Source organism: Nocardia sp. NPDC057272, from assembly GCF_042668615.1.
Classification (GTDB): domain Bacteria; phylum Actinomycetota; class Actinomycetes; order Mycobacteriales; family Mycobacteriaceae; genus Nocardia.
Genome location: NZ_JBHUYK010000022.1, coordinates 68,239 through 92,653, shown reverse-complemented (window position 1 = coordinate 92,653; position 24,415 = coordinate 68,239). Strand labels below are relative to the sequence as shown.

The 24,415-nt window shown below is 68.1% G+C and carries 17 protein-coding genes; 8 read left to right on the top strand and 9 right to left on the bottom strand.

From position 1 onward, the window contains the following. Positions 1–45 precede the first annotated feature (45 nt). Entirely contained in the window at positions 46–4,140 is a 4,095-nt protein-coding gene (locus ACFULV_RS25770) for a transglutaminase family protein (protein ID WP_378660946.1), read from the bottom strand. Positions 4,141–4,288: 148 nt separating this feature from the next. Here ACFULV_RS25770 and ACFULV_RS25765 point away from each other — a divergent pair, with 148 nt between their 5' ends. Further along, positions 4,289–4,930 (top strand): hypothetical protein, encoded by a 642-nt coding sequence (locus ACFULV_RS25765; protein ID WP_378660943.1) that lies wholly within the window; start codon positions 4,289–4,291, stop codon positions 4,928–4,930. A 50-nt stretch (positions 4,931–4,980) separates the two neighbouring features. Here the strand turns inward: ACFULV_RS25765 and recR are convergent, their stop codons facing one another. Then, on the bottom strand, positions 4,981–5,589 hold the full coding sequence (gene recR, locus ACFULV_RS25760; RefSeq protein ID WP_056822003.1) for a recombination mediator RecR: 609 nt from the start codon (positions 5,587–5,589) through the stop codon (positions 4,981–4,983). Continuing rightward, entirely contained in the window at positions 5,589–5,906 is a 318-nt protein-coding gene (locus ACFULV_RS25755) for a YbaB/EbfC family nucleoid-associated protein (protein ID WP_228536936.1), read from the bottom strand. Before ACFULV_RS25755 ends, recR begins: the two co-directional genes overlap by 1 nt. Before the next feature lie 298 nt (positions 5,907–6,204). On the opposite strand from ACFULV_RS25755, the gene ACFULV_RS25750 reads away from it, so the two are divergent. From ACFULV_RS25750 to ACFULV_RS25740, 3 genes are read left to right on the top strand one after another with little or no spacing between them, the layout of a single operon-like run. Further along, positions 6,205–6,780 carry a hypothetical protein gene (locus ACFULV_RS25750; protein WP_378660940.1) on the top strand — a complete coding sequence of 192 codons (576 nt, stop codon included), beginning with the start codon at positions 6,205–6,207 and terminating at the stop codon, positions 6,778–6,780. Positions 6,781–6,825: 45 nt separating this feature from the next. Further along, a complete protein-coding gene (locus ACFULV_RS25745; protein ID WP_378660937.1) occupies positions 6,826–7,653 on the top strand; it encodes a MerR family transcriptional regulator in 828 nt (275 codons plus the stop codon). Next, entirely contained in the window at positions 7,653–8,003 is a 351-nt protein-coding gene (locus tag ACFULV_RS25740; RefSeq protein WP_378638614.1) for a VOC family protein, read from the top strand. The genes ACFULV_RS25745 and ACFULV_RS25740 overlap by 1 nt, the downstream gene beginning before the upstream one ends. A gap of 20 nt (positions 8,004–8,023) precedes the next feature. Here ACFULV_RS25740 and ACFULV_RS25735 read toward each other — a convergent pair whose 3' ends face one another. Then, positions 8,024–8,458 carry an SRPBCC family protein gene (locus ACFULV_RS25735; protein WP_378638612.1) on the bottom strand — a complete coding sequence of 145 codons (435 nt, stop codon included), beginning with the start codon at positions 8,456–8,458 and terminating at the stop codon, positions 8,024–8,026. Positions 8,459–8,638: 180 nt separating this feature from the next. Here ACFULV_RS25735 and ACFULV_RS25730 point away from each other — a divergent pair, with 180 nt between their 5' ends. After that, a complete protein-coding gene (locus ACFULV_RS25730; RefSeq protein ID WP_378660935.1) occupies positions 8,639–10,081 on the top strand; it encodes an FAD-binding oxidoreductase in 1,443 nt (480 codons plus the stop codon). Beyond that, a complete protein-coding gene (locus tag ACFULV_RS25725) occupies positions 10,078–11,394 on the top strand; it encodes a class I SAM-dependent methyltransferase (protein WP_378660932.1) in 1,317 nt (438 codons plus the stop codon). Before ACFULV_RS25730 ends, ACFULV_RS25725 begins: the two co-directional genes overlap by 4 nt. Positions 11,395–11,428: 34 nt before the next feature. On the opposite strand, the gene ACFULV_RS25720 is transcribed toward ACFULV_RS25725, so the two are convergent. After that, positions 11,429–14,968, bottom strand: a complete 3,540-nt coding sequence (locus tag ACFULV_RS25720; RefSeq protein ID WP_378660929.1) for a protein kinase — start codon at positions 14,966–14,968, stop codon at positions 11,429–11,431. Between the two features lie 152 nt (positions 14,969–15,120). After that, positions 15,121–16,206, bottom strand: coding sequence for an esterase-like activity of phytase family protein (locus ACFULV_RS25715; RefSeq protein ID WP_378660927.1), 1,086 nt, complete (start codon positions 16,204–16,206; stop codon positions 15,121–15,123). 224 nt (positions 16,207–16,430) lie between these two features. Here ACFULV_RS25715 and ACFULV_RS25710 point away from each other — a divergent pair, with 224 nt between their 5' ends. Continuing rightward, the gene (locus ACFULV_RS25710) at positions 16,431–16,796 is read left to right on the top strand and encodes a cupin domain-containing protein (RefSeq protein ID WP_378638601.1); all 366 of its coding nucleotides are present in this window, start codon (positions 16,431–16,433) and stop codon (positions 16,794–16,796) included. A gap of 68 nt (positions 16,797–16,864) precedes the next feature. Here the strand turns inward: ACFULV_RS25710 and ACFULV_RS25705 are convergent, their stop codons facing one another. The 3 genes from ACFULV_RS25705 to ACFULV_RS25695 all read right to left on the bottom strand — a co-directional run bounded on the left by ACFULV_RS25705 (position 16,865) and on the right by ACFULV_RS25695 (position 23,090). Further along, positions 16,865–19,021, bottom strand: a complete 2,157-nt coding sequence (locus ACFULV_RS25705; RefSeq protein WP_378660924.1) for a 3-hydroxyacyl-CoA dehydrogenase NAD-binding domain-containing protein — start codon at positions 19,019–19,021, stop codon at positions 16,865–16,867. 43 nt (positions 19,022–19,064) lie between these two features. Continuing rightward, a complete protein-coding gene (locus ACFULV_RS25700; protein WP_378638597.1) occupies positions 19,065–20,279 on the bottom strand; it encodes an acetyl-CoA C-acetyltransferase in 1,215 nt (404 codons plus the stop codon). Positions 20,280–20,468: 189 nt separating this feature from the next. Then, the gene (locus ACFULV_RS25695) at positions 20,469–23,090 is read right to left on the bottom strand and encodes a DNA polymerase III subunit gamma and tau (protein WP_378660920.1); all 2,622 of its coding nucleotides are present in this window, start codon (positions 23,088–23,090) and stop codon (positions 20,469–20,471) included. Positions 23,091–23,535: 445 nt separating this feature from the next. On the opposite strand from ACFULV_RS25695, the gene ACFULV_RS25690 reads away from it, so the two are divergent. Beyond that, the gene (locus ACFULV_RS25690) at positions 23,536–24,360 is read left to right on the top strand and encodes a hypothetical protein (protein WP_378660917.1); all 825 of its coding nucleotides are present in this window, start codon (positions 23,536–23,538) and stop codon (positions 24,358–24,360) included. The last annotated feature ends 55 nt before the right edge of the window (positions 24,361–24,415 follow it).

The following is a 24,415-nucleotide window of genomic DNA, read 5'->3' as shown; positions in this document are numbered from 1 at the left end:
GTCTGCGGGACGACCGAGCGTTCGGTGGCGCGGCGATCCTTTCGACTACTGGCCCCACACTGTTCGCGCGCGGCGTAGGTCCAGGATGCCTGGTGCTCCGACATCGGTCGACTGTGCCGCGATCTTCGCACGGAGTTCGGCGGGATCCATCGGGTTCACCGTATGACCGGCGGCCTCGAAACGGCGGTTGCGGCGCGACTGGGCGGCGACGGCGTTGACGGGTGCGTCGTCATAGGCGCGGCCGCCGGGGTGCACGACGTGGTAGGTGCAGCCGCCACGGGAGATGCCCGTCGCGACGTCTATCAGGTCGAATACCAGGGGGGCGTCGACGGTGATCGAGGGGTGCAGGGAGTTCGGCGGCTGCCAGGCGCGGTAGCGCACGCCCGCCACCTGCACATCGGATTTGTCGGTGGCCAACAGCGGAACCGGCATGCCGTTGCAGGTCAGGACGTAGCGGCCACGGTCGGCGCCGACCAGTCGCACCTGCAACCGTTCCACCGAGGAGTCCACGTAACGCGCGGTGCCCTGGCCGGTGGTCTGTTCGCCGAGGGTGAGCCAGGGTTCGATCGCCCCGCGCAGTTCCAGCTCCGCCTCGCCGATCATGGCGGTGCCGATACGGGGGAAGCGGAATTCGGTGAAGGGGTCGAGCCAGGCGGTGTCGAAGTCGACGCCCGCCGCGCGCAGGTCGGCGGCCACTTCGGCGATGTCGTTCATCAGGAAGTGCGGCAGCAGATAGCGGCCGTGCAGGTTCGACCCGTGCCGGATCAGCGGCGCGCGCAGCGGCTTGTCCCAGAACATCGCGACCAGGCCGCGCACCAGCAGCGATTGCACCATCGCCATCTGGAAATGCGGCGGCATCTCGAAGCCGCGCAGTTCGAGCAGCCCGAGCCGGCCGCGCGCGGAGTCGGGGCTGTACAGCTTGTCGATGCAGAACTCGGCGCGGTGGGTGTTGCCGGTGAGGTCGGTGAGCAGATGACGCAGCGCGCGATCGATATGCCACGGGGCCGACTGGATTTCGTACGGTGTCGGCCCGTGGGCTTGCTCGGCGGTGAGCCTGGCGACCTCGGCGAAGGCGATCTCGAGTTCGTAGAGCGCGCCTTCGCGACCCTCGTCAGCGCGGGGCGCCTGCGAGGTCGGGCCGACGAAACGACCCGCGAACAGGTACGACAGCGCGGGATGACGCTGCCAGTAGGTGAGCATGGAGACCAGCAGGTCGGGGCGGCGCAGCATCGGCGAACGCGCCGGGGTGACCCCGCCGAGGGTGATGTGGTTGCCGCCGCCGGTACCGCCGTGCGTGCCGTCCACGTCGAACGACTCGGTGCTCAGCCGGGCGAGCCTGGCCTGCTCGTAGAGGGTGTTCAGCACCTCGGCCTGCTCGGCGAACGAGCTGGTGGGCATGATGTTCACCTCGATCACGCCCGGGTCGGGCGTCACCGAGAACGTCTGTAGCCGTGCGTCACTCGGCGGGGCGTAGCCCTCCAGCACCACCGGCTGCCCGATCGCCACCGCGGCCGCCTCGACCTTGGCGATCAGATCGAGGAAGTCGTCGAGCTCGGTGACCGGCGGCAGGAACACGTGCAGCCGCCCCTGCCTGACCTCGGCGACCAGCGCGGTCGTCGGCGTGAAATCGGCGGGCTCCACCGCGGCGGGCGGCTCGGCCCGTTCCGCGCGCAGCGGTTTCTGGTAGAGCGGGTCGCTGTCGGGCAGGATCGGCGGCGCGTGCCAGGACACCGACCCGATCGGAAGGCGAAGTCCGGCAGGCGAATCACCATCGGCCAACACGATCCGGCCGCGGCCGCCCTCGGCACGCCCGCGACGCAGCTGCCAGTCGGCACTGGCCCAGCCCGCGCCGTCGGCCCGTCGATGAATCGGCAGCACATACGCCGACGGCTGATCGACCGACTCCTCCAGGCTCTCGAGCAATACCCGCCGCACCTCGGGCGAGTCCTCGGCCGGATCGATGTCGGCGGGCGGCGGATCGCCGTACGGCGCGCTCACGGTCGCCGCCAACCGCGCCAGCGGATCCTCGAACGCGGGCCGCACCTGTCCATCGGGCAACCCCAGGGTGCCCGCGATCTCGGCGATCAGCGCCTTGGCCGCGCCGATATCGGCAGCGGGCGCCCGGTCGGGGATCACCCCGGCGGCCGAGTTGATCGGCTGCGAACGGGCGAGCTGGATGGGCGGGTAGGCCGACGGCGGCGCACTCGCCTTGTCCTTCTTCCCGCGAAGTTTGCTCTTCCGCAGCACTTTTCGCAGTGGGGCCTCGGCCTTCTCGGCAGCCTTGGCCGACTCCTCGGCTTCCTTCGTCGGCTCCTCGGCCTTCTTCGGCTCCTCGGCCTTCTTCGCGGGGCGAACGGAACCGCCGGCTTCAGCGCTGGCCTGCTGACTCTCCGCGGCCCGGCGGTGTTCGGCGGCGACGAACTCGACGGGCTCGTCGATCAGCGCCGGTCCGTCGTCGAACTCCACCACCTCCAGGTCCGCGGCCTCGACAGCAGGTTCCGCCGTTTCCACGAGATCGGCCTCGTCGACCACCTCGATACCGACCGGCTCGCTGTCACGCAGGACATCGTCATCGTCGGCGAGCCCCAGCGCGACGACAGCGGCAGCGAGTTCGTCACCGCCCACCCGACGGCGCGCGTCGAAGACCGCGACCATGTCGACCGGGCCCACAGGGGGTAGCTGCGCATCGAGCACCGACACCGCGTCGACCGGCCCCGGCACGTCATCGACCACGTTCACGCCGGACTCGTCCGCCAGGCCCAGCGCGACAACAGCGGTCGCGACCTCGGCACCGGCCGGGGCGTAGCCGTTCGAGTGCCCGGCGGTCTCGGCGACCGGCTTCACCGGGGTGTGCTGCGAAATCGGTGTCCACGGGTCGGTGAGCAGGTCCTGACGCTGCCAGACCGGCTCGCCATCGGCCCGCCACGCGATCGCGATCTCCCAGCGGGGCAACGGTTCTCCGGGATACCACTTGCCCTGGCGATACTGCACGATGCCGGTCGGCGCGTAGATCGCGCGGAGCCTGTCGGCCAGGTCGACGGCGCGCTCACGTTTGTGCCTGCCGTCGGCGTCGGTGGTCCACTGGGCGCTGACCTGGTCGTCGATGGAGACGAAGGTGGGCTCGCCGCCCATGGTGAGGCCCACATCGGCCGCGGCCATCCGCGCGTCGATCGCGGCACCGGAGGCGACGATGCGGTCCCACTGGGAATCGGTATAGGGCAGCGTGACTCGCGGATCCTCGTGGATACGGCGAACCACGTTGCTGAAGTCGAGGGTGGCCTCGGTGATCCCGGTCGCCCCCGTGATCGGGGCGGCGGCGCCGGGATGCGGGGTGGCGGCGAGTGGGATGTGGCCCTCGCCCGCGAACAGTCCGGAGGTGGGATCCATCCCGACCCAGCCCGCGCCGGGCAGATAGACCTCGGTCCAGGCGTGCAGGTCGGTGAAGTCGGCGGCCGGGCCCGACGGGCCGTCCAGCGAGGGCACGTCGGAGGTGAGCTGGACCAGGTAGCCGGAGACGAAGCGGGCGGCCAGCCCCAGCTCACGCAGCACGCCGACCAGCAGCCAGGCCGAGTCGCGGCAGGACCCGAGCGCGGTGCGCAAGGTGTGATCGGGTGTCTGCACACCCGCCTCCATGCGCACGGTGTAGTCGACCGAATTGCGCAGCGCGTAGTTGAGCTCCACGAGGTAGTCGATGGCACGGGTCCGGCCCTGCGGCCGGTGTACCCGTGCCCACTCCCGCAACAACTCGCCAGGGCCGCTGCCCGGTTCCGCCTCGTCGACGCGCCGCAGATAGGGCGCGAGATCCTCGGCGAGTGCGGTGTCGTACTCGAACGGGAAGAACTCCGCGTAATCCTCGATGAAGAAGTCGAACGGGTTGACCACCTCGAGGTCGGCGATCAACCCCACGGTGATCGACAACTCCTTGGTCGGATTCGGAAACACCAGGCGTGCAACGAAATTGCCGAACGCGTCCTGCTGCCAGTTGACGAAGTGCTCGGCCGGCGACACCTCGAGCGAATACGCCTCGATGGGCGTGCGCGAGTGCGGCGCGGGGCGCAACCGCACTTCATGCGGATGCACCTCGACGAGACGATCGAAGGAGTATGCCGTGCGGTGCTCGAGTGACACCTTGATGCCCATCCACCAAGTGGACCACACTCCCCCGACACCGCGCGGGCCGACGAAACCTGAGTTTCCCGACCGGCCCCCCTTTCGAAACACGCTGGTAATAGCGCGGGGCAGGGACCACATCGATTACCGCCGACTCCGCTCCCCGTAGGCTGGCCGGGTGAGCTACGACCACATCCTCCTGCCGTCCGGCGTCGCCAGCTCTGTCGACGAGATCGACGCGTACCTGGCCGCCCAGGAAGGCGTGACCGAGTCCGCATCGATCGCCGAGATCGCGGCCGAGCTGAACGCGCGCAACGCCGAACTGCCGGTGGACGACTCGTTCCTCAGCGTCGAATCCGTCGGCGGCCCCAGCGGCGACACGCTCTACATCCCCTCGCCGTACGACGCCATCGGCTTCGTCCGCAATCTGCTCTTCGACCTCGCCACCCCGCGCGGCTACGCCGTCTACGATCCGCAGCTGACCTGGCTCATCGACCCGGCAGGCCACATCCCGATCAACGTCACGCACGGCGGCGCGGGCGAATTCCCCTATCTCACCGAGGAATTGGCCCACCACTGGGTGGCCGGGCTCGCCGCGCCCAACCCGTATCTCATCGTCGAGCAGGGCGAACAGCGCTACATCCAGACCTATCGCGACCCGAACGGGCCCTACACCCTCGAATATCGCGACGGCGGCCCCGACCAGCATTTCGGCACGACCCTCGACGACCCGGCGCAGGTCGCCCGCATCATCTGGGAGTGGGCCAACGGCAAGCCCGCCACCACCGACGGCGTCGCCTGGACCCGCGTCGAGCTCTGATCCCGGGACGGACATGACCGGCGGCGACCAGCACGCCTGCCCGATCCGTCCTACAGCGTCCGCCTGCCCGACAGTGCCCGTCCGAGGGTCAGTTCGTCGGCGAATTCCAGGTCGCCGCCCATCGGCAGCCCGGAGGCCAACCGGGTGACGGTGAGCCCGGGGAAATCGCGCAGCATCCGCACGAGATAGGTGGCCGTCGCCTCGCCCTCGGTATTCGGGTCGGTCGCGATGATCACCTCGCTCACATCGATGCCGTCCTCCTGATTGCCGATGCGGGTGAGCAGTTCCCTGATCCGCAGCTGATCCGGCCCGACACCGCTGAGCGGATCTAGCGCACCACCGAGCACGTGGTAGCGACCACGGAACTCGCGGGTGCGCTCGATCGCCTGCACATCCTTGGGTTCCTCGACCACACAGATCATCGTGCGGTCGCGGCGTGGGTCGGCACAGATCCGGCACAGCTCACCATCGGCGACGGTGCCGCACGACACACAGAACTGGACGCCGTCGCGCACCTTCTGCAGAGCGGCCTGCAGCCTGTCGATATCCGGCGGCTCCACCTGCAGCAGATGAAAAGCGATGCGCTGTGCGCTCTTCGGACCGACGCCCGGCAGTTTGCCCAGCTCGTCGATCAGATCCTGAACCGGCCCCTCATACATCAGAAGTCGGGCAGACCGGGCATCGAGCCGCCGCCGAGACCCTGCGACAGCGGGCCGAGGCGCTCGGCCGCGAGCTGCTGCGCGTTGGCCATCGCGTCGTTGATCGCACCGATGACCAGGTCCTGCAGTCCGTCGACGTCCTCCGGATCGACCACCTTCGGGTCGATCGTCAGCGCGATCACCTCGCCGCTGACCTTGATCGTGGCCTGCACCAGACCGCCGCCGGCCTGACCCGCCACCTCGGTCTCGGCGAGCTCGGCCTGCGCCTGCATCACTGCCTGCTGCATCTGCTGAGCCTGAGCGAGCAGTGCCTGCATATCGAACTGACCATCACCGGGTTGCACAACACTCCTGTGTTTTTGGCGGCTGACGCCGCGGGGTTTCGGCCCTGGGGGCCTCGCACCCGAGGGACGATACTGCGCCTTCGGCGTTCCGTCTCGCCCCTCGGGTGCGAGGCGGCCGAAAACCGTGGGGGTACGTCGGGTGCGGGGCATGGCCGCGTGCGGTAGCCAGTTTAGTCGTGGGAAACGGTCACTGAAACGATGACTCCGCCGGGGAATCGATCATACGATCGTGCTAGCTCGGGCAATGATTCAGCAATCTCTAGGAGATCAGATGAATGCATCCTGTGCGCGCCTGGCATCGATATCAGCCGTGTTCGCGTCCGTCGCCAGCCTGCTTCTTCTCGCACCCACCGCCGCGTCGGCCGATTCCGGAACCGACATCACGAACTATGGCAACGGCTGCGTTCTCGACCCCGGCAATCGGGCGGCGACCGTTGATTCGCTGCGCTTTCGCTGCAGTGTCACCCAGCAGGACCAGATCTACCGCGACGCACAGGCGGGCGCGGTGGCCAACGGCCTCACCAACGGCTGGGTGACACGCCCGCCGCAACTCGGAGCGGCCGCACCGGCGCTGTGGATCGGCAAAGTGTTCCGCACCGGGCCCGACGGCGGCACACTGACCAACCGGGTCACCGGGGCCGGGATCGAGGCGTTTCCCGCCGATGTCTATCGAGCGCCGTCGATCCTCGACGGCGCCCCCACCTGGGCGCTGAACTACGCGCCGTCACCCACTCCGCAGGTCTACGACGAGATCCGCGAGGTCACCCCTGGCGTCTGGTTCGGCTATTCGTGGTGGCGCGAAGGCTCGTGGCCGCTGCTCGCCGCCTTCGTGCTGACGCCCGCCTGATCGGTTCTTGACCCTCCACCCGCTGGAGGGTGTTCCCTGGACCGCATGACAGCAACCGTGGCGATCGGCGAGTTCGCCCGCCTCACCCATCTGAGCGTCAAGACGCTGCGGTACTACCACGAGATCGAGCTACTCGAGCCCGCCGCCGTAGACGCGGGCACCGGCTATCGCCGATATTCCACCGACCAGGTGGAGCGGGCGCATCTCATCCGCCGCCTGCGCGACCTGGACATGCCGCTCCCGGAGATCCGCACCGTGCTCGCCACCGCGGATCCCGCCGAGCGTGACACCACCCTGCGGGCGCACCTCACCAGGATGGAGGCGGCGCTGCAACGCACCCGCGAGGTGGTGGTCTCGCTGCGCGCCCTGCTCACCGCACCGCCGCTGCCGATCGAGGTCGACTACCGGATCGAGCCCGCCTTCACGGCGCTCACGGTCACCGACCGGGTCGAGCGCACCGCCATCGCCGACTGGTGCGGCACGGCGTTCGAGCAGCTGTACACGATCCTGCTGGCGTCCGGTGTCGATCCGGGAGGCGTTGCGGGCGCGACGTATTCGAACGAGTTCTTCACCGAGGACAACGGCGAGGTCACCGCGTACGTGCCGCTGCCGCCCGGTGCCGATTTCGTCCCCACCCGCGGCTTCGCCATCGTCGACTTTCCCGCCCGCCACTTCGCCGTGGCGGTGCACGACGGCCCGTTCGAGGACTTCGACCGCACCTACGGCGCACTCGGCAGCCACGTCGCCGAGCACGGCACCGCACTGCCCGACGAGCCGGTCCGCGAGCGCTACCTCGTGGGACCCGACATCACCGATAACCCGGCCGACTACCGCACCGAAGTGTGCTGGCCGATCACCGAAGGAGAGATCTGATGACCATCGCCCTGGCGAACATCACCATGGACTGCCACAACGCCACGGCCCAGGCCGAGTTCTACGCGCAACTGCTCGACGTACCCGTCGACCCGGAGGCCTCGCAGTTCTTCGCCACCGTCGGCAAATCCGCCGGTCTCGCCCCGATCCTGATGTTCATTCAGGTCCCCGACAAGACACCCGGCAAGAACGTGGTCCATCTGGACTTCCACACAGCCGAGTGGGCCGAGTACATCGAGCGCGCGATCAGCCTGGGCGCCAAGCACATCGGCGATTTCGACGAGTACGGGATCCAGTGGACCACCCTCGCCGACCCCGAAGGAAACCTCTTCGACATCGGCAAGGACTGACCTACTGCGGTGAACTGAGCTCAGGCCAGTTCACGCGAGAGGTTGCCCAGCACCTCGGCCTGGATCTTCTTCAGGCCGAGCGGGGCGAAGATGCCCTCGAAGATGCCCGAGATGCCGCCCGCACCCTTCCAGGTGGTCTCGACGGTGACCTTCGAGCCGGCGCCGTCGGGGGTGACGGTCCAGGTGTTGACCATGGTGGAGTTGGCGTCGCGCTCGGTGAGAACCGAATCGGCCACCGTCACGGTCGCGCGCACGTTGCGTGAGCGCTTCTCGGTGGCCTGCAGCGTCCACTCCACCACGGTGCCCGCTCCGTTGCCGCCCTCGACAACCTTGTAGTCGCGGTAGTGCGAGGAAAGAATGCGCGGCCGGATCGTCTCGTAGTCGCCGATCGCGGCGAGCGTGCGCTGCGGATCCGCGGCGACGACGATCGAACTGCTGGCGCTGACCTGTCCCACTGTTGACTCCTTGCTGGGGGGTGTGGCGATATCTCGACCGGGTTACATCCTGCCCTGTCCCCGACCGCTTCTCCCGACCAGGTTCGGGCGGTGCGGGAACATGTGCGTGACATTTTGTCGCGGCGCGCAAGTATCCGGTGGCCCGGCGGACATGGTCGTACTAGCGTCAAAGGGGTGGCAGTGAGTCTTTTGGGTAGGGCCGGTCACGAACCGGCCACACGTGAGTCCGGATATGCCGCGCATCGAGCGGGAGTGGAGCGACTGCTGGAAAGCTATCGCGCCATCCCACCCGGTGCCGTCGTCCGGCTGGCGAAGAAGACATCGAACTTGTTCCGGGCCAGGGCGGCACCCACCGCGCCCGGTCTCGACGTGTCCGGCCTCGGGCAGGTGATCGCGGTAGACCCGCAGGCCCGCACGGCCGACGTCGCGGGCATGACCACCTATGAGGACCTGGTGGCGGCCACCCTCCCCTACGGGCTGGCGCCGCTGGTGGTGCCCCAGCTCAAGACCATTACCCTGGGCGGGGCGGTGACCGGTCTCGGCATCGAATCCACCTCGTTCCGCAACGGTCTACCCCACGAATCCGTCCTGGAAATGGACATTTTGACCGGGGCCGGGGAGATCGTCACCGCGACACCGACCGGCGAGCACGCCGACCTGTTCCACGGCTTCCCCAACTCCTACGGCACTCTCGGATACTCCGTCCGGCTGAAGATCGAACTCGAACCCGTCCTGCCGTTCGTGGAATTGCGGCACGTGCGCTTCCACGACCTGCGCGAACTGGAAGCCGAACTCGATCGGATCGTCGTCGAACGCCGCTTCCAGGACGAAGCTGTCGACTACATCGACGGCGTGGTGTTCAGCGCGAACGAGAGCTACCTGACCCTTGGTCGCCAGACCGACGAGCCCGGCCCGGTCAGCGACTACACCGGCATGGACATCTTCTACCGCTCCCTGCAGCACGCCGACGGGGTGATCCGGGACCGGCTGACCGTTCACGATTACCTGTGGCGCTGGGACACCGACTGGTTCTGGTGCTCGCGCGCGTTCGGCGCGCAGAACCCGAAGATCCGCAGGCTCTGGCCGAAGTCGCGCCGGCGCAGCAGTTTCTACTGGAAACTGGTCGCGCTCGACCGCAAGTACCACATCGATGACCGCAGGCAGGCCCGCAAGGGCAACCCGCCACAGGAACGCGTCGTGCAGGACATCGAGGTGCCGGTCCAGCACACCGCCGACTTCGTCGAATGGTTCCTGCGGGAAATACCCATCGAGCCGATCTGGTTGTGCCCATTGCGCTTGCGTGCGCTCGACGACGCGCCGGCGACGGACGGTGCGCGTCCGTGGCCGCTGTATCCGCTCGAACCACAGCGCACCTACGTCAATGTCGGATTCTGGTCGGCGGTGCCGACCGAGCGAGGTCAACCGGAAGGGGCGGCCAACCGCGCCATCGAGAAGATCGTGTCCGCGTTCGACGGACACAAGTCGCTCTACTCGGACTCCTACTACGACGAGGCCGAGTTCGCCGAGCTCTACGGCGGCGACACCTATACCGAACTGAAGACCCGTTACGACCCGGACCAACGACTGCTGAATCTGTATTCGAAGGCGGTGCAACGCAAGTGACGACATTCAAGGACCGATCCGAGGTATTGGCAGAGCTGGGCACCCGGCTCAACATCGCCGAGGTCGTCGAGAGCCTCGTAGACGGCGAACTCCCCGTCCGCCTGACCGCCTACGACGGCAGCGCGACCGGCCCGGAGGACGCGCCCTACGCGCTCGAGATCAAGACCCCACGCGGCATCAACTACCTGGCAGGCGCCCCCGGCGACCTCGGCATGGCGCGGGCCTATATCGCCGGCGACATGATCGCCGAGGGCGTGCATCCCGGCGACCCGTACGACATCTTGAAAGCCATGCAGGACATGAAGTTCCATCGTCCTTCGGCATTGTCGCTGGTCACCATCGCGCGCTCGCTGGGCTGGGAGCGGCTCAAGCCGATCGCGCCCCCGCCGCAGGAAACGCTGCCGCGCTGGCGCCGGATCGCGCTGGAAGGCTTGCGCCACTCCAAGACTCGCGATGCCGAGGCGATCCACCACCACTACGACGTCTCCAACAAGTTCTACGAGTACGTCCTCGGCCCGTCGATGACCTACACCTGTGCGGTGTACGGCGACGAGGACTGGACGCTCGAGCAGGCACAGGAGAACAAGTACCGGCTGATCTTCGAGAAGCTGCGCCTGAAGGAAGGCGACCGGCTGCTCGATATCGGCTGTGGCTGGGGCGGCATGGTCCGCTATGCGGCACGCCGTGGCGTGAAGGTGATCGGGGCGACGCTATCGGCCGAACAGGCCGCCTGGGCGCAGCAGAAGATCGCCGAGGAAGGTCTCAGCGAGCTCGCCGAGGTCCGGCACAGCGACTACCGCGACATCCCCGAGGGCGAATTCGACGCGGTCTCCTCGATCGGCCTCACCGAGCACATCGGTGTGCACAACTACCCGTTCTACTTCGGCTACATCAAGGACAAGCTGCGGGTGGGCGGCCTGTTCCTCAATCACTGCATCACCCGCCACGACAACACCCGCACCACCAAGGCGGGCGATTTCATCGACCGCTACGTGTTCCCCGACGGGGAGCTGATCGGCTCCGGACGCATCATCTCCGATATCCAGAACGTCGGCCTCGAGGTACTGCACGAGGAGAATCTGCGCGAGCACTACGCGCTGACGCTGCACGAGTGGTGCAAGAACCTGGTCGCCAATTGGGACGCGGCCGTCGCCGAGGTCGGCGAGGGCACCGCGAAGGTGTGGGGCCTGTACATGGCGGGATGCCGGCTCGGCTTCCAGCGCAACGTGATCCAGCTGCACCATGTGCTCGGCGTGAAGCTCGATGCGAACGGCGCCTGGGACGTCCCGTTGCGCCCCTGGTGGCAGCCGTAGGTCGCTGATCGCGGCCCGGCCTGCCGGGCCGCGATCAGGCCAGTAATTCGTCGAGGAAGTGACCGGGCAGGGCGCGCAGGATCGGATGGTCCTGCCCGTCATGGGATTGCGTGCGCAGCACGTGGAGCAGGCCGACGACCCCCGGCCCCGCGTCCAGCAGCGGTCTGGTCCAGCCCAGTTCGGCACAGGTGCGCAGGACGGGAAGCACCAGCCCGGTCGCCTCCCCGACCCACCCCGCCGACGCGAGACACTCCGCGAGCAGCAAGGTCGCGTCCAATTCCGCCCGCGGACGGCCCTGTTCGAGAGTCTTCGCGTAGATCACCCGCGCATGGCGGGCCGCGCGATCATCGGCACGCAGCCGCTGCTCGGCCAGTAGCCTCCGAATGTCGGCGATGGCCCGCGCCTCGGTGATCAGCGCGGCGGCGCCCTTCTTGCGCCGTGCGCCGTTACCGGAACTGTCGGGAACGAAGATGTCTTCGCCGGTGGGGAATCCGAGCCTGGCCCGCTCGGCCCGCACATGCGCGTCCAGGCGAGCCAAGCCGTTCTCCGCGGCCACTCGCGCGCCTTCGTCGAGGCGGGCCGAGGCGGTGTACTGATCGCCGAGAGCCGCCTTCACCCTGGCACCGACCACGAAGGTCGCGATCAGGAAGTCGACGGGACCGACCCGGGTGACCAGCTCGTGGCTCTCGTCGAGGAGCCGATCGGCCAGCGCCAGATCGCCACGGCGATAGGCCACTTCGCCGAGCAGGGCGGCCGCGATCCGTGCGGCGTCCGAGCGCGGTCCCGACTTGGTGCGCGCGGCCTCGTATGCCTGCTCGAAAGAGGTGGTGGCGGAGGCGATGTCGAGTTGCTCGTAGGCGGCGTCGCCCAGCGCGCACAGCCCGAATACCGGACCGAGTGGGTCCTTGGACTGTGTGTGATAGTCGGCGGCCCAGTCCTGGAGCTCGGTCACCGCGCTGAAGTCGAACTCGCACAGCCGAACGAACGACATCAGATTCGCGGCGGTCGACACCGTCCAGGCGGGCAGATCGCCGGGTTCCTCCAGAATGGGCACCAGACTGTCGGCCACCTCGGCGATGTCATCGTGGGCTACCCGGTCGGCAGCGTCCAGCACCGTTGCCACACAGCGCTGTTCGGTCAGTTCCGGTTCACCGGACGAACTGCGGGCCAGCAGATTCGAGAGCCGGCCGAGCGCGCTGCGGGCGGTCCCCGTCTGCTGCATGTTCATATTCGCCCTGGCCACCGCCATCAACAGCTTCGACCGTGAGGTCACCTGCTGCACAGGCAGTTTCGAGACGGTACCGAGCAGGGTGGCGAGCCGGGATCCGTCGATCAGGTCCATGCCGCCGCTCTCGAGCAGGTCGGCGGCGAGTTTGAGATCGGTCGCGGCCAGCGCGTGATCCACCGACTTGCGCAGCAGTTGATGCTCGGCGTACCAGCGAGCGGCCTTGCGGTGCAGCGCTTTCGAACGTCCGGGATGTTCACGGTCGAGACGGGCGCGCAGATGCTCGGCGAACAGCGGTTGCATCCGGTACCACTCCGGATCGTGCTGGATCCGATGCAGGAAGAGCTCACGCTGCTCGGCCTGCTCCAGCATCGCCGCACCATCGGAGACGTCGGCGAGCAGCCCGGCCAGTGACCCGTTCACCCGCTCGACCACCGAGATCGCCATCAGGAACTCCAGCTGCTCGGGCGCCAGCGCGTCGAGCACGTTCTCGGCCAGATACTCGCGCATCCCGTGCCCGCCCTCGGCGAGCGAGGCGAGCAACTGGGCCGGATCGGCCTTACCGCGCAGGGTGAGGCTCACCAGCTGGATCGCGGCGGGCCAGCCGTCGGTCGCGAGGTGGATCTGTTCGACCTGCTCGTCGGTGAGCGCGAAACCGTTGCGCTCCACCAGGATCTGCCGGGTCTCCGATTCGGTGAGCCGCAGCGCGGCCGCGTCCAGCTCGACGAGTTCGTCGCGCACCCGCAACCTGCTGATCGGCAGGCCGGACTGATCGCGGCTGGTGATGACGAACCGCACGTGGTGGCAGCCGTTGTCGAGCAGGGTCGCCATCGCGCGTTGCACGCCGGGATCGCGTACCCGGTGCCAGTCGTCCACCACGACGACCACCGGGCGCCCGCTCGCGTGGATCTCGTCGATCAGGGTGGCGATCACATAGGCGACCGCGTCGGCGGGCCGCTCCTCCAGCACCTGCTCCAGACCCGCGCCGACATCGGGGCGCACCCGGCGGATGGCCTCGATGAGGTGGGCGAGGAACCAGATTTCGCTGTCGTCGTCCTGGTCGACGCCCAGCCACGCCACCGGAATGTCGCGGGTGGCCAGGTCGGCGCGCCACTGCGTGGCGATGGTGCTCTTGCCGAAACCGGCGGGCGCGTGGATCAGGGCGAGTCGGCGCTCGCCGCCCTCCCGCAGCACGTCGAGCAGGCGCTGGCGCGGGAAGGGTTCGCGTGCGGGCGTGGGCGGGCGGAATTTGGTGGCGGCGGTCGGCGGAAACGTGCCGGTCGTCGAGCTCGGCATGGGCACCGAGGCGCCTGCGGCCTGCAGGGTCAGCGGCCAGCTGCGGCGGCCGGTGACCGACTTCAGGACCTCCGGGGCGTCATCGGTGGTCTCCTCGGAGTCGAGCAATGCCATTTCGTCGGGCATCTGGCCGTGCGCGCGCTGCACGTCGCGGAGCAGTTCGCCGAACTCGTAGGCCGAGGCCGGGCGGTCGGCGGGCTCGGGGGACATGGCCCGTTCGATCACTTCCGCCACGTCGCCGGGGATGTCCTGGGCGCGCAGGTCGGGGACGTGCTGGGTGGTGATGCGCAGGAATTGCGCGACCACCTTCTCCCCCGCCTGGCGTTCGAACGCGGCATGGCCGGTCAGCAGGGCGAACAGGGTCGCGCCGAGGCCGTAGACATCAGACTGCACGGTCGGTTCACTGCCCCTGAGCAGTTCCGGCGCGGTGAACGCGGGCGAACCGGTGATCAAGCTGCTCGACGTCTGGAATCCGCCGGGGATGCGGGCGATGCCGAAGTCGGTGAGTTGCGGTTCGCCATACCCGCTGATCAGCACGTTCGCCGGTTTCACATCCCGGTGCAAAATGCCCGCCCGATGCGCCGATTCGATCGCCGCGGCCAGCTTCACTCCGGCGCGCAGGGTGTCCGACCAGGTCAGCGGGCCACGATCGTGGATGAGGCGTTCGAGCGAGCCGCGCGAGGCGTAGGGCATCACGATCAGCGGCAGCCCGGTCTCGGTCACGTCGACCTGCAGGATGTCGACGATATTCGGATGTCCGGACAGCCTGCCCATCGCCTGTTCCTCGCGCAGGAACCGTTCCCGGCTCTCCACATCGATCTCCGAGGACAACACCTTCACCGCGACCACGCGATCCAGCGCCGGCTGCAATGCGCGGTACACCACGCCGAATCCGCCGCGCCCGATCTCCTTGGCCCCCGTGAGTCCCATGGCATCGAGTTCCGCGATCACGGCCTCGTCGGGTACCCCCGGCGCCACCGCCCGCTGCGTATTCAGCCCCACCGGCGCCGCCTCGGCCAGGCCGCGCTCCATACGCGTCTGCTCCGGATCCATGTGACCACCTCTCACCATCGGCGTCACCGGCGTTTCGGTCGGCATGCGGGGAGGTCACCGACATCACCGCACATATCCAAGCTAGCGCGATCCGGCGTCTATCGGGTGGAGATTCGACGCTGTGGCGGCAACGGTTGTCCGAAACCCGCGGTTCAGCGCACCGCGAGCGCGATCAGCTGAGTGCGCTGTTCGGACGCGAAGTTGTTGTCCGCGACCAGCACCAACGTGCGCTCACCCGAGGGCAGTCGCGGGCCCCAGGTCATTCCCTCGATGTTGTCGACGGCCTCGATCCCGAGATCGGCGAGGTCGGCGACGAGCCGCTTGGCCACCGGGCGAGCACCCGCGATCGGCGCGTTGAGCACAGTGCTCGCGGCCGTCGTGTCGATCTCGAAGATCCGCACCCGATTCCCCACCCCCTTGGCGAAAGCCCGTTCGACCACCAGGAATCGGGTCGGATCGACGGTGTCGTCGGCGAGGATCGCGGTTACGCCGTTACTCGCCTGCCCGGCCTCCGGCCGCGACTCGGCGAACACCGGCTCCAGCGGGTACGCGTACTGCGCGAGCACCGGCCCGAACCTGGCCTGGACGGTGATCCGGGTCGTGGCCCCCGCCGTCGTGGTCGCGCCCGGCCCATCTTGGAGCAGCGGCCCCTCCATCGCGGTCACGAACAACGCCCCACCGGCCGCGAACGTCGCCCCCTCGAGCGCCTGGTTCTGCCGTGGCCCCGAATCAGCGCGCATCCGTTCGTTTTCCGGAATCGGCAGCTCGGCGACGAACCCGCCATCCGCGCGGGCCACCCGTACCGAAGGATCGGCGAGCACCTCACCGGCCCGCTCGCCCTCCTGCGTCCAGAAGTAGTCCCCCGTCCACGGATCGACCCGAATATCCTCGGGGTCCACCGATTTCGGCGAATACGTGGCTCCGTCAGCCCGCAGCAGAGGCTTCGTGCCCGTGAAGCCGACGGGGCCGATTCCATCCTCCCCCAACGGAATTCGAGCCGTATACACCCTAGCGGGGCCCTTCTCCGATCGGTCATCGCTGATCAGGACGAATTCGCCGGTGGCGGAACGATAGTCGATGCCCGACAGCCCGCCGACCACCGTCCCCCCGAATTCGGCATCGTGCCCGACGACCTGCTCCCCCAGCACCCGCACGCCATCGACCGCGGCCCCCGCATCCGGCACCGCGACCCCCGCGACGACAATTCCCAGCACCGCTGCAGCCACCCGACGTCCCATGACCGACAAGCTATCCACCGCACCACACCCCCAGGTGAACACCACCCGAACTGTCGGTCGCCGCCCCACCACCCCGACGCCGCCGAAGCCCGAGCTGGACTCTTGCGTCGCACCGCCGATCGGCGAAGACTTGAACTCTCGGTGGGCGCCGCCGTGGGCCGTGCTGCCCTCCACTCGGTGGACCACGACAGCACCGCTCACCACCCGAGCCGAAGTGAGATGTCATGTCCACGCTGGTACGCATGAGTTTCGACGCGCCCGAGGAAACCCGGCCGTTCGAGCAGGGAAAGGGTCGACTCGACCTCGTCAATATGGAAAGCGGCCCGGTGGGCCGCGCGGTCTTCGAACCAGGTTGGCGATGGAGTGAACACGTGAAACCGATCGCGGGCACCGACAGCTGCCAGGCCGCGCACATCGGGTACTGCCTGTCCGGCCGGATCGTGGTGGCGATGGACGACGGCAAAGAGCTGGAGTTCGGGCCCGGCGACGTGATGATCGCGTCCCCCGGCCACGATGCCTGGGTCGTCGGCGACGAACCGTGCGTGGTCCTCGACTGGCAGGGCTACGCCGACTACGCCAAGCCCCGATAACGGCGAACGCCCGCCACCTCACTGAGGTGACGGGCGCCGACCCGGTGGCGAAACCGGAAACTACCGACTTACTTGCGCAGCGAGGCCGGGACCTCGAAACGCGGGCCGAACTTCGCGGCCAGCTCGTCGGCGCGGGCCACGAAGGCCTCCTGGCCACCGGGGTAGCCGACGATGAACTGGTGCGAGCCACCCGACCAGGCCGGGAAGCCGATACCGAAGATCGAGCCGATGTTCGCGTCGGCGGTGCTGGTGAGCACGCCTTCGTCGAAGCACTTCTGGGTCTCGATGGCCTCGGCGAACATCATCCGGTCCTTGAGGTCCTGGAAGGTGACACCCTCCGGGAGCTCACGGCTCGAGCTGAAGATCTCGCGCAGCTCGTCCCACAGGCCGGTGGCCTTGCCGTCGACGTACTCGTAGAAGCCGGCACCGCCCAGCTTGCCCTTGCGGTCGTACTTGTCGATCAGGGTGTTGAGGACCTCGGCGGTCTTCGCGGACGCGGCATTGAGCTCGCCACCGGCAGCAAGGATGGCCTCGGAGGTCTCCTTGTAGATCTTCTGCATGGTGGTGAAGTTCAGCTCGTCGCTGAGCTTCAGCGGCGCGGCCGGGTAGCCCGCCTGCAGACCGGCCTGCTCGACGGTGGCCGGATCGACACCCTCGGCGACCATGGAGATGGCCTCGTTGATGAAGGTACCGATCACGCGCGAGGTGAAGAAGCCACGGCTGTCGTTGACGACGATCGGGGTCTTCTTGATGGCGAGGGTGTAGTCGTACACCCGGGCCAGCGCCTCGTCGGAGGTGTTCTTGCCCTTGATGATCTCCACCAGCGGCATCTTGTCCACGGGGGAGAAGAAGTGGATACCGATGAAGTCCTCGGAGCGCTTCACACCCTCGGCGAGCAGGGTGATCGGCAGGGTCGAGGTGTTCGAGCCGAGCAGAGCATCGGCGTCGACGATGTCCTCGATCTCCTGGAAGACCTTGTTCTTGAGGTCCGGGTTCTCGAACACGGCCTCGATGACGAAGTCGACACCCTTGAAGTCGGCCGCGTCGGCCGACGGGGTGATGCGAGCCAGCAGCGCGTCGGACTTCTCCTGGGTGGTCTTGCCACGCGAGAGTGCCTTGGCCTCGATGGCCTCGGCGTAGCCCTTGCCCTTGACGGCGTTGGCGAGCTCGACGTCCTTGAGCACGACCTCGTAGCCGGCCTTGGCCGAGACGTAGGCGATGCCCGCGCCCATCATGCCGGCGCCGATGACACCGATCTTCTTGATCTCACGCTTGGGCACATCCTCGATGGACGGACGCGAGCCGCCACCGTTGATGTGGTTGAGGTCGAAGAAGAACGCCTGGATCATGTTCTTCGCGACCGGACCGGTCAGCAGGCTCGTGAAGTAACGGCCCTCGATGGTCAGCGCGTTGTCGATATCGACCTGCGCGCCCTCGACCGCCGCGGCCATGATGGCGCGCGGGGCGGGCATGTTGGTGCCCTTGATCTGCTTGCGCAGGTTGGCCGGGAACGCGGGCAGGTTCGCCGCGAAGGCCGGGGTGGACGGGGTGCCGCCGGGGATCCGGTAGCCCTTCTTGTCCCACGGCTGCGCCGCTTCGGGGTTGGCCGCGATCCACACCTTGGCGGCGGGGATCAGTTCCTCGACCGTGGCGACGACCTCGTCGATCAGGCCGATTTCCTTGGCCTTGGTGACGCGGTGACGCTGGCCCTGCAGCAGCACCTGCATCAGCGCGTTCTGCAGGCCGAGCATGCGCACGGTGCGGGTCACGCCGCCGCCGCCGGGCAGCAGGCCCAGGGAGACCTCGGGCAGGCCGATGGCCGAACCCTTGACGTCGGCCGCGATGCGGTAGTGGGTGGCCAGCGCGATCTCCAGGCCGCCACCGAGGGCAGCGCCGTTGATGGCGGCGACGACCGGCTTGCCGAGCTGCTCGAGGCGACGCAGCGGGGCCTTGACGTCGGTGACCATCTTGACGACCTCGGCCGCGTTGTCCGGGCCGACCTTCATCATGTTCTTCAGGTCGCCGCCGGCGAAGAAGGTCTTCTTGCCGGAGGTGATGACGACACCGGTGATGTCGTCCTTCTCCGCCTCGAGGCGGTCGACGGTGGCGTTCATCGACGCGAGGTACGCGTCGTTCATGGTGTTGGCGCCCTGGCTGGGGTCGTCGATAGTGAGGACGACCACGCCGTCGGCGTCCTTCTCCCAGCCGATGATGTTGTCAGTCATAGTTTTTCGTTCTCTCCTATGAGAAGTGAAAGTCGGCCGGAGCTCAGACGCGCTCGATGATGGTGGCGACGCCCATGCCGCCGCCGATGCACAGGGTGATCAGGCCGTAGCGCGCGTTGCGACGCTCCAGCTCGTCGAGCACCGTGCCGGTGATCATCGCGCCGGTGGCACCCAGCGGGTGGCCCATCGCGATCGCGCCACCGTTGACGTTCAGCTTCTCGTCCGGGACGTTCAGGTCCTTCTGGAACTTCAGCACCACGGAGGCGAAGGCCTCGTTGATCTCGACGAGGTCCATGTCCTCGATCGTCAGACCGGCCTTGGCCAGCGCCTTCTTGGCGGCCGGGGTGGGACCGGTCAGCATGATGGTGGAGTCCGCACCGGAGGTGGCGGTCGCGACGACGCGGGCACGCGGGGTCAGACCCGAGTTCTTGCCCGCTTCTTCGGAACCGATCAGCAGCAGGGCGGCGCCGTCGACGATGCCCGAGCTGTTGCCACCGTGGTGGACGTGGTTGATCTTCTCGATGTAGGTGAACTTCTGCAGCGCGACGGCGTCGAAGCCACCCATCTCACCGATGCCGGCGAAGGCCGGGTTCAGCTTGCCGAGGTCGGCGGCGGTGGTGCCGGGACGCATGTGCTCGTCGTTGTCGAGCACGACCAGGCCGTTGATGTCCTTGACCGGGACGATCGACTTGGCGAAGTAGCCGCCGGTGGTCGCCGCGGCGGCCAGGTCCTGCGAGCGCACCGCGTAGGCGTCGACGTCATCGCGGGTGAAGCCCTCGATGGTGGCGATCAGGTCGGCCGAGATGCCCTGGGGCACGAAGTAGCCGTCGTAGTTGGTGGCCGGGTCGAGCGCCCAGGCGCCGCCGTCGGAGCCCATCGGTACGCGCGACATCGACTCGACGCCGCCGGCGATGACGAGGTCGTCGAAGCCGGAGCGAACCTTCTGCGCGGCCAGGTTCACGGCCTCGAGGCCGGAAGCACAGAAGCGGTTGAGCTGGAAGCCACCGACGGTGTCTGGCAGGCCGGCGATGGTGACCGCGGTGCGGGCGATGTCCATGCCCTGGTCACCGACGGGGGTGACCACGCCGAGGATGAGGTCCGAGATCTGGTCCTCGTCGAGGTTCGGGAAGCGGCCACGCAGCTCCTGGATCAGACCAACAGTCAGATCGATCGGCTTGACCGAGTGCAGCGAGCCGTTCTTCTTGCCGCGGCCGCGCGGAGTGCGGATGGCCTCGTAGATGTAGGCCTCTGTGGTCATATCGGAGTGTTTCCTTCCTTGGGGTGCGGTGGCCGCACGAACGCCACGACCAATTGTCTCGACGCCGTACAAATCCCGGCAAACACCAGCGGAGCATAGAACCATGCTCATCCGGTGAAACCGGCCACCCGTTCATACTACCGTGGTGTGCGAACTCCGGTTAACTTAACGCGGTGCGGACGGTGGCTGTCAACCATCCAGACTCTTTGCTCCGAACTGTTCACGTAGCAACGCCAGCGCGACCTCGTCCGGGTCTTGACGGTCACCGGGAGCCACCGGCACCGCGGCGGCGGCCAGCATCTCCCGTTCTTCCTCCGGGGTCGGCGGGGCGAGAACGGCGGCACTGCGCGCGGAATCGCCGCCCGACCGGGAGTCGGACCCTTCGTCCGGGCCGGGGTCGTCGGGGAGGTCAGGGAAATCCGGCGGCGGAATGTCATCGTCGGACGGCCGGTTCGCCCGGTTCGGCGACTGATTGCCCGCCGCCTGGCTCGGCCGCGAGAACTTGGGACGTCCCGCGGGCTTGCTCTCCGGATTTCCCGGCCCCCGCGCGGGCCCGGCCTTGGCGGCGGGCGCGGGTCGCGGCGCGGGCGCACCGGTCTCCCAGCGCACATCCAGTTCACGCCCGAGCACGGCCCGCACCGCCGAACGCACCGCCTCGATATTGCGCGGATCGGACAACCGCTGCGCCAACGGCGCGGCCGGATGCGCGAAAACGATCACCTCGCCCTCGACCCGCGACACCGCCGCCCCCGACAACAGCGCCTGCAAGGTAGCCCCGAACTCCCGCACCCTGCCCTTGATCTCCGGCCACGCGGCATCGACGATCCCGACCAGATCCTCGGTGGGTGCCGCGCCGACCTGCGGCGCCGCCTGTGCGGCGACAGACTCGACCCGCGAGGGCGCATCGGCGTCGCCCAGGTCAGGTTCTGGCTGAGCCGACGAATCCGCCTGCGACGCTGCTGCTTCCGATGCCGGAGTCGAGTCGATGTCCGCGCGGGGCGTGTCACTGCCGGTCGACGGCCTGGAGAACCGTTCGGGGCCCGAGCCTTCCGATCGAAGGCCGGAGTCGGACTGCGCGGGGCGGTCCGCTTCGACCGGGGGAGCATCTGCCGCAAGCTGTTGGGGAGCAACCCCTTCCGCAGGGATATCGACGTCGCTCCGCCCAGAATCGATCGGTGGCGCGGCGGGGGTTGGCGCCTCAGGCGTCGCCGGGGGCACGCTCGGTGCGATAGTCACCGGTGACGGCGGCACGCCCGGCGCCGTCGGCGCGGCCGATACGGGTGGCACGGCCGCTTTGGGCGACGTAACCGATGTGGACGGCGCGGGCGCAGATGCGGCCGGGGGCACGCTCGATGCGGAAGTCACAGGTGACGGCGGTGCGGACTCGGCGATCGGCGCAGCCTCAGCAGGGGGCGGTGCGGAAGTTCTTGGCGCGGCCGGGGTGGCGGTCTTCTGCTCCGCGGCGACGGGACTCACGGGGCCGGGCGTCGGCGAACCGCTGGTCGCCGCCCCCTTTTCAGCCAGGGCGGCGGCGAGGAGTTCCGCACCACTACGGCGGCTCTCACCACTCGCCGAGGGCACAGAGGGACGTTGCGCAGCAGGCTCACCCGCGGAGGATCCCGGGCGGGGCGAGGCGGGGACCGATCCGCTCGCGAATCCGCGTTCCAGCCGTTCCAGCCGTTCCAGCCGTTGCAGGGTGGCCGACTCGGCGTCGGACACCGACGGCAGCAGCATGCGGGCGCAGATCACTTCGAGGAGCAGGCGCGGGGCGGTGGCGCCACGCATTTCGCCGAGGCCCTCGTGCAGGAGTTCGGCGTAGCGGGTGAGGGTGGCGGGGCCCAGGCGTTCGGCCTGGTCACGCATTCTTTCCATGACGTCGCCGGGACCGGAGACCAGGCCGCGGTCGGCGGCGTCGGGAACCGCGCGCAGCAGGATCAGGTCGCGCAGCCGTTCGAGCAGGTCGACGGCGAAGCGGCGCGGGTCGTGGCCCGCTTCCATCACCGAATCGACCGTGTTGAACAGGGCCGCGCCATCATTAGCGGCCAGCGCGTCGATGGCGTCGTCGATCAGCGCCACATCGGTGACGCCGAGCAACGAGACCGCGCGCGGGTAGGTGACACCGTCCGGACCGGCGCCGGCCAGCAGCTGGTCGAGCACGCTCAGGCTGTCGCGCGGCGAACCACCACCGGCGCGGATGACCAGCGGATACACCGCCTCCTCCACCGGTACGTGCTCCTGCTCGCAGATCTTGCCGAGCAGTCCGCGCATGGTGGCGGGCGGCAGGAGCCGGAACGGATAGTGGTGCGTGCGTGAGCGAATCGTCGGCAGCACCTTGTCCGGCTCGGTGGTGGCGAAGATGAAGATCAGATGGGCCGGCGGTTCCTCGACGATCTTGAGCAGCGCGTTGAAACCGGCCGTGGTGACCATGTGCGCCTCGTCGACGATGAACACGCGGTAGCGCGACTCGGCGGGTGCGTAGAAGGCGCGATCGCGCAGCTCGCGGGTGTCGTCGACACCACCGTGACTGGCCGCGTCGAGTTCGATCACGTCGAGATTGCCCGAGCCACCCGGCCCGAGCGCCACACACGACGAGCACGTACCGCACGGGGTCGACGTCGGCCCGTCCACGCAGTTCAGCGACCGCGCGAGGATGCGCGCGGACGACGTCTTACCGCAACCACGCGGCCCGGAGAACAGATACGCGTGACTGATCCGTCCGGTATCCAGCGCTGTACTCAGCGGGTCGGTGACGTGCTCCTGACCCACTACTTCTGCGAATGTCGCCGGTCGATACTTCCGGTACAGAGCCACGACCCACAGGCTACCGAGAGCGTCCGACAGGGTTTATCGGCGGATGGCACTGTACCCATGCGCGGTAACGAAGCCTTGATAATGATGTGATCCAAATCACATTGAATTTCGCGGTATGGAGCGTAGGTGCAAAGCGTGCCGCTGGGCGCAACGGCTGAGCTATCGACTCCTGCATACGTGGCGAATCCGCCATCGAACAGTCTGTTGATACTGGTTGCCACGGCAATGCAAACCAATTCCCCGGTTGACGGCCCCTTACCGGATGTAACGAAATAATGAACGGTCGTGACAGCGGCGCAAGTGCCTGGCTACCGTGGATCTCGGCAACTTCGGTGGCCAAACCTTCATCAGGTTGGTGACCCCGGCCGGTCCCTCATCCCGACCGGGGCACAACCTTCGCGCACCGATCGCTCCCCCACCGCACCGACCGGAGGAACGTTTCACCGTGCTGTCGTGTGATGACATCGCAACCGCCTGGCTCGCCCACACCGACTTCGCCGGCGACAACGCCGCAGTCGGGCTACTGAGCCGGGCGATCAGCCCACAAGACTTCGACATCAAACGCGACTCGTTACCCGTCGCTGCCGCAGCCGACCCGGCGACCGCCGACGCCATCCTGCAACTGCTCGAACGCGGGCAGGTGCCGACGATGGCGGCCATTCGCACGCTCACCGCGCAGAACGAGATGCGCCGCGAGGCCGAGCGGATCGAGCGGCTCGGCCGTCGCGCCCAGCGCAGCATCGACGAGTTCGGCCGCGTCCTCGCCCGTCTCGCCGCCGCGCACTGGACCGACCACAATATCGGTCCTACCAGGCGCGATATCCTCGCCGATGCCGAGGTCTGCACACTCATCGCCGAACGGGTGGGTGAGATCGCGCCGTCGGCGGTCAAGCATCTGTGGCTGATCGAGCGGGCACAGCGCGCGGGCTGGATCGCCTCGAACGCGAGCCCCGGTTCACTGTGCCCGGCACGGCGCTGGCACACCACCAAATACGGCAACCGGGTCTCGCAGAAGCCGGTCAACATGATCGGCAAGCTGGTCGCCGGCTTCGTCGTGGAGCACACCGCCGACCGGGGCAAACCGCCGAGCTGGGCGGTGCTCGCCCGCGACGCGCGCGACGATCGCGGCCGCCGCCTGTTCTTCGACGTGGCCGACGCACATGCCCAGCGACGCTGGCTCACCACCGCCGAGTGGCTCGCGGACGGCGATGACCTGCCCGTTCCCGGCAAGCGCGGCACGCGGGCGCTGGCCAAGGAAAACCGGGGCTAGCGCCGCCATCCGAGGTGAGTGTTCGGTAACTTTCTCGCAACGCATCCACGCGTGA

What these genes read in the sequence shown, in the direction of transcription:
- recR (WP_056822003.1), bottom strand. Translation starts at nt 5,589, where the DNA reads ATGTATGAGGGGCCGGTTCAGGATCTGATCGACGAGCTGGGCAAACTG.
- ACFULV_RS25770 (WP_378660946.1), bottom strand. Translation starts at nt 4,140, where the DNA reads ATGGGCATCAAGGTGTCACTCGAGCACCGCACGGCATACTCCTTCGAT.
- ACFULV_RS25720 (WP_378660929.1), bottom strand. Translation starts at nt 14,968, where the DNA reads ATGGATCCGGAGCAGACGCGTATGGAGCGCGGCCTGGCCGAGGCGGCG.
- ACFULV_RS25700 (WP_378638597.1), bottom strand. Translation starts at nt 20,279, where the DNA reads ATGACCACAGAGGCCTACATCTACGAGGCCATCCGCACTCCGCGCGGC.
- ACFULV_RS25745 (WP_378660937.1), top strand. Translation starts at nt 6,826, where the DNA reads ATGACAGCAACCGTGGCGATCGGCGAGTTCGCCCGCCTCACCCATCTG.
- ACFULV_RS25750 (WP_378660940.1), top strand. Translation starts at nt 6,205, where the DNA reads ATGAATGCATCCTGTGCGCGCCTGGCATCGATATCAGCCGTGTTCGCG.
- ACFULV_RS25705 (WP_378660924.1), bottom strand. Translation starts at nt 19,021, where the DNA reads ATGACTGACAACATCATCGGCTGGGAGAAGGACGCCGACGGCGTGGTC.
- ACFULV_RS25755 (WP_228536936.1), bottom strand. Translation starts at nt 5,906, where the DNA reads ATGCAGGCACTGCTCGCTCAGGCTCAGCAGATGCAGCAGGCAGTGATG.
- ACFULV_RS25715 (WP_378660927.1), bottom strand. Translation starts at nt 16,206, where the DNA reads ATGGGACGTCGGGTGGCTGCAGCGGTGCTGGGAATTGTCGTCGCGGGG.
- ACFULV_RS25740 (WP_378638614.1), top strand. Translation starts at nt 7,653, where the DNA reads ATGACCATCGCCCTGGCGAACATCACCATGGACTGCCACAACGCCACG.
- ACFULV_RS25710 (WP_378638601.1), top strand. Translation starts at nt 16,431, where the DNA reads ATGTCCACGCTGGTACGCATGAGTTTCGACGCGCCCGAGGAAACCCGG.